The organism is Pseudomonas sp. SLBN-26, from assembly GCF_006715895.1.
Taxonomy (GTDB): domain Bacteria; phylum Pseudomonadota; class Gammaproteobacteria; order Pseudomonadales; family Pseudomonadaceae; genus Metapseudomonas; species Metapseudomonas otitidis.
On record NZ_VFOB01000001.1, the window covers coordinates 4,013,413 to 4,026,102 of the forward strand.

The following is a 12,690-nucleotide window of genomic DNA, read 5'->3' on the forward strand; positions in this document are numbered from 1 at the left end:
ATCCGACCATGGAACTGATCGACAAGCTAACCGTGCTGGCCGACGCCGCCAAGTACGACGTGTCCTGCGCCAGCAGCGGCGCACCCAAGCGTGGCTCCACCGGCAAGGCCGGCATCGGCTCCACCAACGGCATGGGCATCTGCCACAGTTTCACCCCCGATGGCCGCTGCGTGGCCCTGCTGAAGATCCTGCTCACCAACTTCTGCATCTACGACTGCCAGTACTGCGTCAACCGCCGCTCCAGCGATGTGCCGCGCGCCCGCTTCACCCCGGAAGAAGTGGTGCGGCTGACCCTCGACTTCTACCGGCGCAACTGCATCAGCGGGCTGTTCCTCAGCTCCGGGATCATCCGCTCCGCGGACTACACCATGGAGCAGCTGGTGCGTGTGGCCCGGCTGCTGCGGGAAGAACACCACTTCCGCGGCTACATCCACCTGAAGACCATCCCCGACGCTAGCCCTGAGCTGATCGCCGAAGCCGGCCTGTACGCCGACCGCCTGAGCGTGAACATCGAGCTGCCCACCGAATCCGGGCTGGTGCGCTTGGCGCCGGAGAAGCGTGTGGCGCCGATCCGGCGCGCCATGGGTCGCATCCGCCTGGGCGTGGAGGAAGCGCAGGAGGAACGGCGTGGACCCGCCTTCGCCCCGGCCGGGCAGAGCACCCAGATGATCGTCGGCGCCGACGCCACCGACGACCGCACCATCCTCGGCACCGCCCAATCGCTCTACAGCGCCTACCGGCTCAAGCGCGTCTACTACTCCGCCTTCAGCCCCATCCCCAGCGCCCCCGGCGGGCTGCCGGCCGAGCCGCCACCGCTCATGCGCGAACACCGCCTGTACCAGGCCGACTTCCTCCTGCGTGGCTATGGCTTCCGCGTCGAAGAGCTGATCAGCAGCCCCGGCAACCTACCCCTGGACATCGACCCCAAGCTGGCCTGGGCGCTGGCCAACCGCGAACAGTTCCCCCTCGACCTCAACCGCGCCGAGCCGGCGATGATCGCCCGCGTGCCCGGCATCGGCGTGCTCAGCGCCCGGCGCCTGGCGGACCTGCGCCGCGAGCGGCGCATCCGCTACCAGGACGTGGTGCGCCTGCGCTGTGCCATGGACAAGGCCCGGCCGTTCATCATCACCCAGGACTACAGGCCCCGGCTGGCCGACCTCGAATCCACCGCCCTGCGCCGCCAGCTCGGCGACGCCCCGGCACAGATGGCGCTCTGGTGATGCACCGGCCCCGCTTCGACGGCAGCTTCGAAGGCTGGCGCAGCGAGGCCCGGCGCCTGCTGCAGGCCGGGATCGCCCCGCACCAGGTGGACTGGACGCCGGATGCCGGCCTGTTCGACAGCCTCAACCCCGCCCCGGCGGAAGCACCAGGCGGCACAGTGCGCATTCCTCGCGAACTGCCGGAATTGCTGGCCCAGGCCGCACGCTTCCGCCAGCAGGACCGCTGGGGCCTGCTCTACCGGGTGCTCTGGCGGGCTGCCCAGGGTGACCGCAGCGCCATGCTGCCGGGCGACCGCGACGGCGCCGAGCTGCACCGGCGGCTCAAGGCCGTGCGGCGGGAAGCCCACCACCTCCACGCCTTCCTGCGCTTCCGCCCGGGCCAGGCCCAACGCGGCGAGCCGGACTACCTGGCCTGGATCGAACCGGCACACGAGGTGCTCGACCTCGCCGCCGAACATTTCGTCCCACGCATGGGGTGGCACAGCTGGCTGATCGCAACGCCCGACGGCGTGGCCTGTTTCAACGGCGAGCGCCTGGCCTACCTGCCCCCGGGGCCACCCGGCCTGCAGGCCGCCATCGAGGAGCGCGACGACCCGGATCAATCGCTGTGGCAGGCCTACTACCGCAGCACCTTCAACCCGGCCCGGCTCAACCCGAAGGTGATGCGCGGCCACATGCCCGCACGCTTCTGGCGCCACCTGCCGGAAGGGCCGCTGATCCCCGCCCTGGTCAGCGCGGCCCGCACCGGCCAGCAGCGCCTGGCCCAGGCACCGGCAGTCGGCGCCCAGGACGGCAAGGCAGTGCTGATCAGCCCGCTGAAAGCCCAGCCGGTGCGCGAGGCCACCTCGGCCCTGGAACGCTGCCAGGCCTGCCCGCGCTGGCACGCCGCGACCTGCGCCGTGGCCGGACAGGGCCCGGAAACCGCCGATGTGATGGTGCTCGGCAGCCAGCCTTCCGATCAGGACGACCTGAGCGGACAGCCCTTCAGCGACCCCGCCGGCATCCGCCTGCGCGAAGCCCTGGCCAACGCCGGGCTGGCCCGCGAACGCCTGTACTTCACCCACGCCGTGAAGCACTTCGCCTGGCACAGCCAGGGGCTGCGCAGCGAGCGCGAGGCGCTGCCGGTGACGGAAGCCGAACTGACGGCCTGTGCCCCCTGGCTGGAGGCGGAACTGCAACAGGTCCGGCCGCGACTGGTGATCGCCCTGGGCGACGGCGCTCGCGCGGCCTTGCGCGGTTTCATTCCACCGCACCTGGCGGAACACGGTGGCGAGGTGCTGGAAACGAACCAGGCGCCTTTCGGCGCCTGGATCGCGGCTCCCTGGCCTGCTGGGAGCGACACACTGGAGGCCTTGGCGCGCCAGGCGGCGCAGTGGCTGGCGCCACTCAGCGGAAGCGACGGCCCGGATCGTCTTCCGAGACTTCCAGGGACAGCCCGCCACTGATGCTGGTCAGGTGTTCGCCGTCGGTCTCGGAACCGAGCTTGATCATCAGGCGCAGGTCGTTCGCCGAGTCGGCGTAGAGCAGGGCGTCTTCGTAGGTGATCTCGCCCTGGGAGTAGAGGTTGTACAGCGCCTGGTCGAAGGTCTGCATGCCCTGCTCGGTGGAGCGCTTCATCAACGGCTTGAGCTCGTGGACCTCGCCCTTGCGGATCAGGTCGGCCACCAGCGGGGTGTTGATCAGCACCTCGATCACCGCGCGGCGCCCCTTGCCATCCGGGGTCGGCACCAGTTGCTGGGCGACGATGGCCTTGAGGTTGAGGGACAGGTCCATCCACACCTGCTGCTGACGATCGGCGGGGAAGAAGTTGATGATCCGGTCCAGCGCCTGGTTGGCGTTGTTGGCGTGCAGGGTGGCCAGGCACAGGTGGCCGGTTTCGGCGAAGGCCACGGCGTGGTCCATGGTCTCGCGGGTCCGCACTTCACCGATGAGGATCACGTCCGGCGCCTGGCGCAGGGTGTTCTTCAGGGCCACTTCGAAGGATTCGGTGTCGATCCCCACTTCACGCTGGGTGACGATGCAGCCCTGGTGCTGGTGGATGTACTCGATGGGGTCTTCGATGGAGATGATGTGGCCGGAGCTGTTCTTGTTGCGGTAGCCGATCATCGCCGCCAGGGACGTGGACTTGCCGGTGCCGGTGGCGCCGACGAAGAGCACCAGGCCGCGCTTGGTCATGGCCAGCTTCTTCAGCACCTCGGGCAGCTTGAGCTGCTCCAGGGTGGGGATGTTGGTCTCGATGCGGCGCAGCACCATGCCCACCAGGTTGCGCTGGTAGAAGGCGCTGACGCGGAAACGGCCGATGCCCCGGGCGCTGATGGCGAAGTTGCACTCGTGGTTCTCGGCGAAGTCGCGGCGCTGCTGCTCGTTCATCACCCCCAGCACGGTTTCCCGGGTCTGCTCCGGCGACATGGGGTTCTTGGTGACCGGCATGACCTTGCCGTTGACCTTCATCGACGGCGGCACACCGGCCGTGATGAACAGGTCCGAACCGCCCTTCTCGACCATCAGGCGCAACAGTTTCTCGAATTCCATGGTCTTTCTCGCAATGTGGATGGCCGACCTGTTCGCTCGCGTACAGGCCAGTTCGGGCAGCCGCCCCGTTCAAGCAGACAGGGCGCCTGCCGGGGCGCCCTGTCGGGTCTAGAAGTTTTCCGGCGTCTTGGCCTTTTCGCGCGCGCTTTCGCGGCTGACCAGGCCCTTGGCCACCAGGCCCTTCAGGCAGCTGTCCAGGGTCTGCATGCCCAGGGCGCCGCCGGTCTGGATGGCGGAATACATCTGCGCCACCTTGTCCTCGCGGATCAGGTTACGGATGGCGGGGGTGCCGATCATGATCTCGTGGGCCGCCACCCGGCCGCCGCCGATCTTCTTCAGCAGGGTCTGGGAAATGACCGCCTGCAGGGATTCGGAGAGCATGGAGCGCACCATGGATTTTTCCTCGGCCGGGAACACGTCGACCACCCGGTCGATGGTCTTGGCGGCGGAGGTGGTGTGCAGGGTGCCGAATACCAGGTGACCGGTTTCCGCGGCGGTCAGCGCCAGGCGGATGGTCTCCAGGTCGCGCATCTCACCCACCAGGATGATGTCCGGGTCTTCCCGCAGGGCCGAGCGCAGCGCCTCGTTGAAGCCGAGGGTGTCGCGGTGCACCTCACGCTGGTTGATCAGGCACTTCTTCGACTCGTGGACGAATTCGATGGGGTCTTCCACGGTCAGGATGTGGTGGTACTTGGTGCCGTTGAGGTAGTCGAGCATCGCCGCCAGGGTGGTGGACTTGCCCGAACCGGTGGGGCCGGTGACCAGCACCAGGCCGCGCGGCACGTCGGAGATCTTCTTGAAGATCTCGCCCATGCCCAGGTCCTCCATGGACAGCACCTTGGAGGGAATGGTCCGGAACACGGCGCCGGCGCCGCGGTTCTGGTTGAAGGCGTTGACCCGGAAGCGGGCCACGCCGGGCACCTCGAACGAGAAGTCGGTTTCGAGGAATTCCTCGTAATCCTTGCGCTGCTTGTCGTTCATGATGTCGTAGATCAGCGCGTGCACCTGCTTGTGGTCCAGGGGGGGCAGGTTGATACGGCGAACATCGCCGTCGACGCGGATCATGGGCGGCAGCCCGGCCGAGAGATGCAGGTCCGAAGCGCCCTGCTTGGCGCTGAACGCAAGCAGCTCAGTAATATCCATGGGACTCCCCAATTCCAAGCGGTTAGAATGCCGCAGACCCACTCAGGCCGGGCTGTAGAGCGCAGGTAATGTCCACGATAGCAAAGAATATTGCAAAGGTTCGCGCGCGTATCCGTGAGGCGGCGCAAGCCTCTGGAAGGGATTCATCCACCATCGGCCTGCTGGCCGTGAGCAAGACCAAACCCGCCGACGCCATTCGCGAGGCCCACGCCGAGGGCGTGGCCGATTTCGGCGAGAACTACCTCCAGGAAGCGCTGGCCAAGCAGGCCGAACTCACCGACCTGCCGCTGACCTGGCATTTCATCGGCCCGATCCAGTCGAACAAGACCAAGCCCATCGCCGAGCACTTCCACTGGGTGCACTCGGTGGACCGGCTGAAGATCGCCGAGCGCCTTTCCGCCCAGCGCCCCACCCACCTGGCGCCGCTGAACATCTGCCTGCAGGTCAACGTCAGCGGCGAAGCCAGCAAGTCGGGCTGCGCACCGGAAGACCTCCCGGCGCTGGCCAAGGCCGTGGCCGGCCTGCCGAACCTGCGCCTGCGCGGGCTGATGGCGATTCCCGAGCCCACCGACGACGTCGCAGCCCAGCACGCTGCCTTCGCCCGCCTGCGCCAGTTGATGACCGACCTGGGCCTCGCCCTCGACACCCTGTCCATGGGCATGAGCCACGACCTCGAAGCGGCGATCGCCGAAGGCGCCACCTGGGTGCGTATCGGCACCGCCCTGTTCGGCGCCCGCGACTACGGGCAGCCGGCACCTTAATAAGGAAGGAACACGACATGAGCACTCCCCGCATTGCATTCATCGGCGCCGGCAACATGGCCGCCAGCCTGATCGGTGGCCTGCGCGCCCAGGGCGTTCCAGCCGACCACATCCGCGCCAGCGACCCCGGCGCCGAGCAGCGCGCCCGCATCGCCGCCGAGCACGGCATCGAGGTGGCCGAGAACAACGCCGACGCCGTGCGCGGCGCCGATGTGGTGGTCCTGGCCACCAAGCCCCAGGTCATGAAGGCCGTGTGCGAAGCGCTGGCCCCGAGCCTGTCCGCTGGCCAGCTGATCGTGTCCATCGCCGCCGGCATCCCCTGCGCCAGCCTGGCCCGCTGGCTGGGCGTCGACTCCATCGTGCGCTGCATGCCCAACACCCCGGCCCTGCTGGGCGAGGGCGCCAGCGGCCTGTACGCCACCGCCGCCGTCAGCGACGATCAGCGCCGCCAGGCCGAACAACTGCTGCAAGCCGTGGGCATCGCCCTGTGGCTCGACGAGGAGAAGCAGATCGACGCCGTCACCGCCGTCTCCGGCAGCGGCCCGGCCTACTTCTTCCTGCTGATGGAAGCCATGACCGCCGCCGGCGAGAAGCTGGGCCTGAGCCCCGAGGTGGCCGCCCGGCTGACCCTGCAGACCGCCCTGGGCGCCGCACGCATGGCCGTGGGCAGCGATGTCGGCCCGGCCGAGCTGCGCCGCCGCGTCACCTCCCCCAACGGCACCACCGAGGCGGCCATCAAATCCTTCCAGGGCAATGGCTTCGAATCCCTGGTGGAGCAGGCCCTGGGTGCCGCCGACCGCCGTTCCGCCGAACTGGCCGACCAGCTCGGGCAATGAGCATGCCGCGCTCAGTCGCCTGGTCACTGGCGCCCCTGCTGCTCTCGCTGGGCCTGCCAGCGCTGGCGGACACCTGCGCCCTGCAACCCGACCTGGCCCAGGCCACCCGCACCGCCTTCGAGCAGGTCCAGGCCGGCCTGGACGGGCAGGACGAAGAGCTGCCCACCGACGTTTCCCCGGCCATCGCCACCGCCGTGGAGGCCCACAAGGACGCCATCACCCGCGCCCTGGATGCGCGCCTGGCGTGCAGCGGTGCCGACCTCGATGCCGACGCCCTGCAGCAGGAAATGGCCCGCGAGCTGATGCCCGCCCAGCCGGCGCCGGAAGGCGAGGAAACCTCGGTGAGCCCCTATGCCGTGGCGCGTCACGACGAGCCGGGGCTGCCGCCGATGGTGGTGGTCCAAGCCGCCACCTCCATCCCCTGCGGCGGCGACATCCTGCTGCTCGGCTATGCCCGGGAAGGCGATCGCTGGGTACGCACCCTGGAATGGCGCAGCCCGCCGCTGAAGGAACTCTCCGACGCCTACGGCGACTTCTACCAATACGTGCGCCTGGCCGGCGGGCAGTTCGTCATCGCCCACGGCACCCCCTGGTGCACCTCGCGCTGGAGCCGCTTGGCCGTGGATGTGGTGCAGCCGCGCAATGGCGAGACCGCCCAGCGCACCCTGCACCACCTGCAGCAGGGCTACGTGCGCGACGAAACCGAGCCACGCCTGAAGGCCCGGCCCGACGGCTTCGAGCTACGCGCCGAAGTGGGCAGCCTGGACGCCGACCGCATGACCCGCGCCGGCATCTACCGCTACCGCCTGGATGGCGACGCCCTGCAGCGCATCCAGCCGGCCGCCAGCAACGGCCGGGGCTTCGTCGACGAATGGCTGATGGTGGACGATGCGCTGGCCGGCGACTGGAGCGCCCCGGAACAGCGCCAGCAGAACCTGAGCGCCCGCGAACAGCTCAAGGCGCAGCGCGCTGAGCCCGGCATCACCCTGCTCTACGGCCCGGTACGTGCCTGCAAGGACGCCGGCCGCTTCCAGGTGGAGATCCAGCTGTACGACAGCAAGAAGGACCTGCACGACCTGGCCTATGCCTACGCCACCATCCTCCAGCGCCCCGACGGTTTCACCCTGATGACCCTCGGCGACCATGAGGACACGCGCTGTAACGGACCGGACCTGATGGCCGGGCAGTGACACCCTCCATGCGAACCGGGAATCCCGATAAAGTAGCCCGCATCGCCGGCACCCCCGCTGGCCGTGCGCCCACCTCCACAAGGAACGCCCAATGACCGGACTCGCCTCCGCCGCGATCTATGTGATCCAGACCCTTGGCAGCCTCTACCTGCTGGTCGTACTGCTGCGCTTCATCCTGCAGCTGGTACGGGCCGACTTCTACAACCCCCTCAGCCAGTTCGTGGTGCGGGCCACCAAGCCCCTGCTGAACCCGCTGCGCAAGGTCATCCCCGGCCTCGGCGGGCTCGACCTGGCCTCCCTGGTGCTGGCCGTGCTGCTGCAATGGCTGCTGATGATCGTGGTGGTGCTGCTGATGGGCGCCAACCCCCTGGGCGCGCTGCCGCAGCTGCTGGTGTGGTCGGTGATCAGCATCACCTCGCTGTTCCTCAAGGTGTTCTTCTTCGCCATGATCATCAGCGTGATCCTCTCCTGGGTCTCCCCGGGCAGCTACAACCCCGGCGCCCAGCTGGTGAACCAGATCTGCGAGCCGCTGCTGGCCCCCTTCCGCAAGCTGCTGCCGAACCTGGGCGGGCTGGATATTTCGCCGATCTTCGCCTTCATCGCGCTGAACCTGCTGGATCGCTTCGTCATCGGCGGCCTGGCCGCCATGACCCAGATGCCGCCGCAGCTCAGCCCCTTCCTCTGATGAGCTGGTTCCGCTGGGACGGCGAGGACCTGATCCTCGCCTGCCACCTGCAGCCCAAGGCGAGCCGCGACGAGTTCGCCGGGCTGCACGGGGATCGCCTGAAGATCCGCCTCACCGCGCCGCCCGTCGAAGGCCGGGCCAATGCCCACCTGATGGCCTTCCTCGCCGACGCCTTCGGCGTCGCCAAGAGCCAGGTGAGCCTGGAAGGCGGCGAGCTTAACCGCCAGAAGCGCGTGCGCATCCGCACCCCGCGCACCCTGCCGGCGCTGCCCGGCCTGACCGCTCGGCAACCCTGACAGACCTTAAGGCGGGACTGTGAAGCCGCTCGATTGACGGCCAGCCGGGACGGCGGATAATTGCCGAACGCCCGCCCAGGCATCGGCCCGCTGTCGAGACGGCCGTACCATCGTTGTCGAGTTCCCCCCTTAGTTTCTGAACGCAGGACGCGTGAGCGGAAGGAGAGCCAGGATGAGCATGGAACGACTGAGTCAGCAGGTGGACGCCTACGTCGCCTGGAAGCGCGAGCTGATGCGGGAAATCACCCGCTACCGCAGCTGGCTGGAACACAGCCGCCTGAGCACCGCCGCCGTGCAGGACAAGCTCGAGCGCGCCCTGCGCCTGCTGCGCACCGATCACATCACCCTGGCCTTCGTCGGCGAGTTCTCCCGCGGAAAGACCGAGCTGATCAACAGCCTGTTCTTCTCCGAGTACGGCCAGCGCATGCTGCCGTCCCAGGCCGGGCGCACCACCATGTGCCCCACCGAGCTGTTCCACGACCCGCGCTCGGAACGTCCCTACATCCGCCTGCTGCCCATCGAGACCCGCACCGCCTCGGCCAGCGTCGCCCAGTTCAAGCGCATCCCCCGCCACTGGGTGAACATCCCCCTGGACACCAGCGACCCGGACAACATGGTCCAGGCCTTCACCCAGGTGGCCAAGACCAAGCCGATGCCGGTGGAACAGGCCATCCAGCTCGGCTTCCACCCCGACACCCTCGAACCCGCCGGCCGTCCCGGCATGGTGCTGGTACCCGCCTGGCGCCACGCCATGGTCAACTTCGACCACCCGCTGCTGCGCCAGGGCCTGCGCATCCTCGACACCCCCGGCCTGAACGCCCTGGGTGCCGAACCCGAACTCACCCTGTCCATGCTGCCCGCCGCCCAGGCGGTGATCTTCCTGCTGTCCGCCGACACCGGCGTGACCGCCAGCGACATGGACATCTGGCTGCAGCACATCCGCCAGCTGGACGACGACACCCAGACCAGCCTGTTCGCCGTGCTGAACAAGATCGACGTGCTCTGGGACGACCTGGCCGGCGAGACCTTCGTGCAGAACGCCATCCGCCAGATCCAGGACGCCACCGCCCGCCAGCTCGGCATCCGCCGCGAGGACGTACTGCCGCTCTCGGCCAAGCAGGCCCTGCTGGCCAAGGTGCGCAAGGACGACGAACTGCTCGCCCGCAGCCAGATGGCCAACCTTGAGCGCCTGCTCTGCGAGCGCATCGTCGCCCAGAAGGAACGCCTGCTGGAGACCCGCGTGGTCAACCAGGTCCTGGCGCTGCTGCAGAACAGCCAGCACGTGCTCAACCTGCGCCTGGAGAAGGTCCGCGAGCAGCAGGCGCTGCTCAGCACCCACCAGAACGACAACGGCCAGCTGCTGTTCGAGCTGACCGCCCGCACCAAGGAAGACCACGCCCGGCACCATCGCCGGCTGCTGGGCCTGAAGACCAACCAACGCCTGGTCAAGCGCCAGGGCGAGCTGCTGCGCGCTGCCGTGCGCCCCGAGCGCCTGGAGGAACACCTGGCGCGCGTGCGCCGCGACCTGACCGGCAGCTGGACCACCGTCGGCATCAACCAGGCCATACTGCACTTCTTCCGTGCCGTGGAGACCGACCTGCACGCCCTCGACCACGAGGCCGACGCCGCCAACCGCATGGTCGCCGCGCTGTACCGCCGGCATAACGAGGAAAGCCCGCTGCAGGGCGTCGACGCGCCACAGTTCGACCTCACCCGCTACTACCGCGAACTGGGGCAACTGCGGCAGAAGGGCGATCAGTTCCGCCTGCACCTGAAGACCCTGCTCACCGAGCAGCGCCTGCTGACCCGGCGCTTCTTCTCCACCCTGGTGCAGGAAGTGATCGGCCTGCACCAGCGCCTGCGCCAGGAAGTCGCTCAATGGGCCGCCGAAGCGCTGATGCCGCTGATGCAGAACACCCTGGAGCACAAGCAGCTGCTGGAAACCCACATGCTGCGCCTCAAGGCCCTCGCCCAGGACACCCAGCAGGCCCGCCAGCGCGTGCTCCAGCTGACCCGCTACGTGGACGAGCTGGAACGCCAGCTCAGCCAGGCCAACGACATGCTCCGCGCCCTGCGCCGCCCGGCGCCGATCCAGCGCCAGGGCAAGGTGGTCACCCTGCCGCGAGTGGCCCGCCAGCAGTGATCCAGCCCCCTCCCGGCACGCGCAGCCGCGCGCTTGCCGGGTGCTGCGGTGCTCTTTAGACTGGCGCCCTTCCTGAAAAAAGAGCAGCGGTTGCGATGCCCACCGTCATTCCCGAAGACTCCGTCGGCCTGGTGACGCCCCAGGTGCAGCGCTTCAGCGAACCGCTGTCGCTGGCCTGCGGCCGCACCCTCACCGACTACGAACTGGTCTACGAGACCTACGGCGAACTCAACGCCAGCCGCAGCAACGCGGTCCTCATCTGCCATGCGCTGTCCGGCCACCACCACGCCGCCGGCTACCACAGCATGGAAGACCGCAAGCCCGGCTGGTGGGACAGCTGCATCGGCCCCGGCAAGGCCATCGACACCCGGCGTTTCTTCGTCGTCAGCCTCAACAACCTCGGCGGCTGCAACGGCTCCACCGGCCCTTCCAGCCTCAACCCGGCCACCGGCAAGCCCTATGGCGCCGACTTCCCGGTGATGACGGTGGAGGACTGGGTGCACAGCCAGGCCCGCCTCGCCGACGCCCTGGGCATCGGCCAGTGGGCCGCGGTGGTAGGCGGCAGCCTCGGTGGCATGCAGGCGTTGCAGTGGACCATCAGCTACCCGGACCGCGTCCGCCATTGCCTGGCCATCGCCTCGGCGCCCAAACTGTCGGCCCAGAACATCGCCTTCAACGAGGTGGCCCGCCAGGCCATCCTCACCGACCCGGAATTCCACGGCGGGCACTTCCAGGAGCAGGGCGTGATCCCCAAGCGCGGCCTGATGCTGGCGCGCATGGTCGGCCACATCACCTACCTCTCCGACGACGCCATGGGCGAGAAATTCGGCCGTGGCCTGAAGAGCGAGAAGCTCAACTACGACTTCCACAGCGTCGAGTTCCAGGTGGAAAGCTACCTGCGCTACCAGGGCGAGGAGTTCTCCGGGCGCTTCGACGCCAACACCTACCTGCTGATGACCAAGGCGCTGGACTACTTCGACCCCGCCGCCGCCCATGGCGGTGACCTGGCGCGCACCCTGTCGGCGGCCAAGGCGAACTTCCTGGTGATGTCCTTCACCACCGACTGGCGCTTCTCCCCGGCCCGCTCGCGGGAGATCGTCGACGCCCTGACCGCCGCGCGGAAGAACGTCAGCTACCTGGAAATCGACGCCCCCCAGGGCCACGACGCCTTCCTCATACCGATCCCGCGTTATCTGCAGGCCTTCAGCGGCTACATGAACCGCATCGCCCTCTGACTAGGAAGCCCTCCCGTGCGAGCCGACCTCGAAATCATCAAGGACTGGATCCCCGCCGGCAGCCGCGTGCTCGACCTGGGCTGCGGCGACGGCGACCTGCTGGCCTGGCTGCGTGACCACAAGGAGGTCACCGGCTACGGCCTGGAGATCGACCCGGACAACATCGCCCGCTGCCTGCAGAACGGCGTCAACGTCATCGAACAGGACCTGGACAAGGGCCTCGGCAACTTCGCCAGCAACAGCTTCGACGTGGTGGTCATGACCCAGGCCCTGCAGGCCGTGCACTACCCGGACAAGCTGCTGGAGGAAATGCTCCGCGTCGGCCGCGAGTGCATCATCACCTTCCCCAACTTCGGCCACTGGCGCTGCCGCTGGTACCTGGCGCGCAACGGGCGGATGCCGGTTTCCGACTTCCTGCCCTACACCTGGTACAACACGCCGAACATCCACTTCTGCACCTTCCACGACTTCGAGGCGCTTTGTCAGGACCTCAGGGTGCGGGTGCTGGATCGCCTGGCCGTCGACCGCCTGCACAGGCACAATCTGCCGAGCCGCCTGTGGCCCAACCTGCTGGGCGAAATCGGCATCTATCGAGTCAGTGGCCCCGGCCTGCCTGAAAGCCGCATCGCGATCTGACCTGGAGGACCTC

At 68.3% G+C, this 12,690-nt stretch carries 12 protein-coding genes; 10 read left to right on the forward strand and 2 right to left on the reverse strand.

From position 1 onward, the window contains the following. Positions 1 to 8: 8 nt before the first annotated feature. Positions 9 to 1,220 carry a putative DNA modification/repair radical SAM protein gene (locus tag FBY21_RS18480; RefSeq protein WP_044403585.1) on the forward strand — a complete coding sequence of 404 codons (1,212 nt, stop codon included), beginning with the start codon at positions 9 to 11 and terminating at the stop codon, positions 1,218 to 1,220. After that, entirely contained in the window at positions 1,220 to 2,665 is a 1,446-nt protein-coding gene (locus FBY21_RS30085) for a TIGR03915 family putative DNA repair protein (RefSeq protein WP_142012812.1), read from the forward strand. The genes FBY21_RS18480 and FBY21_RS30085 overlap by 1 nt, the downstream gene beginning before the upstream one ends. Here the strand turns inward: FBY21_RS30085 and FBY21_RS18490 are convergent. Together FBY21_RS18490 and pilT are read right to left on the reverse strand one after the other, a co-directional pair. Next, on the reverse strand, positions 2,607 to 3,752 hold the full coding sequence (locus FBY21_RS18490) for a PilT/PilU family type 4a pilus ATPase (protein ID WP_044403589.1): 1,146 nt from the start codon (positions 3,750 to 3,752) through the stop codon (positions 2,607 to 2,609). The two genes, FBY21_RS30085 and FBY21_RS18490, sit on opposite strands and share 59 nt — an antisense overlap. Before the next feature lie 108 nt (positions 3,753 to 3,860). Next, the gene (pilT, locus tag FBY21_RS18495) at positions 3,861 to 4,895 is read right to left on the reverse strand and encodes a type IV pilus twitching motility protein PilT (RefSeq protein ID WP_142012818.1); all 1,035 of its coding nucleotides are present in this window, start codon (positions 4,893 to 4,895) and stop codon (positions 3,861 to 3,863) included. A 68-nt stretch (positions 4,896 to 4,963) separates the two neighbouring features. Here pilT and FBY21_RS18500 point away from each other — a divergent pair, with 68 nt between their 5' ends. From FBY21_RS18500 to metW, 8 genes are all read left to right on the forward strand, one after another. After that, positions 4,964 to 5,656 carry a YggS family pyridoxal phosphate-dependent enzyme gene (locus tag FBY21_RS18500; protein WP_142012820.1) on the forward strand — a complete coding sequence of 231 codons (693 nt, stop codon included), beginning with the start codon at positions 4,964 to 4,966 and terminating at the stop codon, positions 5,654 to 5,656. Positions 5,657 to 5,673: 17 nt separating this feature from the next. After that, positions 5,674 to 6,492 carry a pyrroline-5-carboxylate reductase gene (gene proC / locus FBY21_RS18505; RefSeq protein WP_142012822.1) on the forward strand — a complete coding sequence of 273 codons (819 nt, stop codon included), beginning with the start codon at positions 5,674 to 5,676 and terminating at the stop codon, positions 6,490 to 6,492. 2 nt (positions 6,493 to 6,494) lie between these two features. Next, the gene (locus FBY21_RS18510; RefSeq protein ID WP_142012825.1) at positions 6,495 to 7,682 is read left to right on the forward strand and encodes a hypothetical protein; all 1,188 of its coding nucleotides are present in this window, start codon (positions 6,495 to 6,497) and stop codon (positions 7,680 to 7,682) included. Positions 7,683 to 7,773: 91 nt separating this feature from the next. After that, positions 7,774 to 8,367, forward strand: a complete 594-nt coding sequence (locus FBY21_RS18515) for a YggT family protein (RefSeq protein ID WP_074967194.1) — start codon at positions 7,774 to 7,776, stop codon at positions 8,365 to 8,367. Continuing rightward, the gene (locus FBY21_RS18520; RefSeq protein WP_142012827.1) at positions 8,367 to 8,663 is read left to right on the forward strand and encodes a DUF167 domain-containing protein; all 297 of its coding nucleotides are present in this window, start codon (positions 8,367 to 8,369) and stop codon (positions 8,661 to 8,663) included. The genes FBY21_RS18515 and FBY21_RS18520 overlap by 1 nt, the downstream gene beginning before the upstream one ends. 172 nt (positions 8,664 to 8,835) lie before the next feature. Next, on the forward strand, positions 8,836 to 10,806 hold the full coding sequence (locus tag FBY21_RS18525) for a dynamin-like GTPase family protein (RefSeq protein WP_044403599.1): 1,971 nt from the start codon (positions 8,836 to 8,838) through the stop codon (positions 10,804 to 10,806). Positions 10,807 to 10,901: 95 nt separating this feature from the next. Beyond that, positions 10,902 to 12,041 carry a homoserine O-acetyltransferase gene (locus FBY21_RS18530; protein ID WP_142012830.1) on the forward strand — a complete coding sequence of 380 codons (1,140 nt, stop codon included), beginning with the start codon at positions 10,902 to 10,904 and terminating at the stop codon, positions 12,039 to 12,041. A 15-nt stretch (positions 12,042 to 12,056) separates the two neighbouring features. Then, positions 12,057 to 12,677, forward strand: coding sequence for a methionine biosynthesis protein MetW (metW, locus tag FBY21_RS18535; RefSeq protein ID WP_044403603.1), 621 nt, complete (start codon positions 12,057 to 12,059; stop codon positions 12,675 to 12,677). The last annotated feature ends 13 nt before the right edge of the window (positions 12,678 to 12,690 follow it).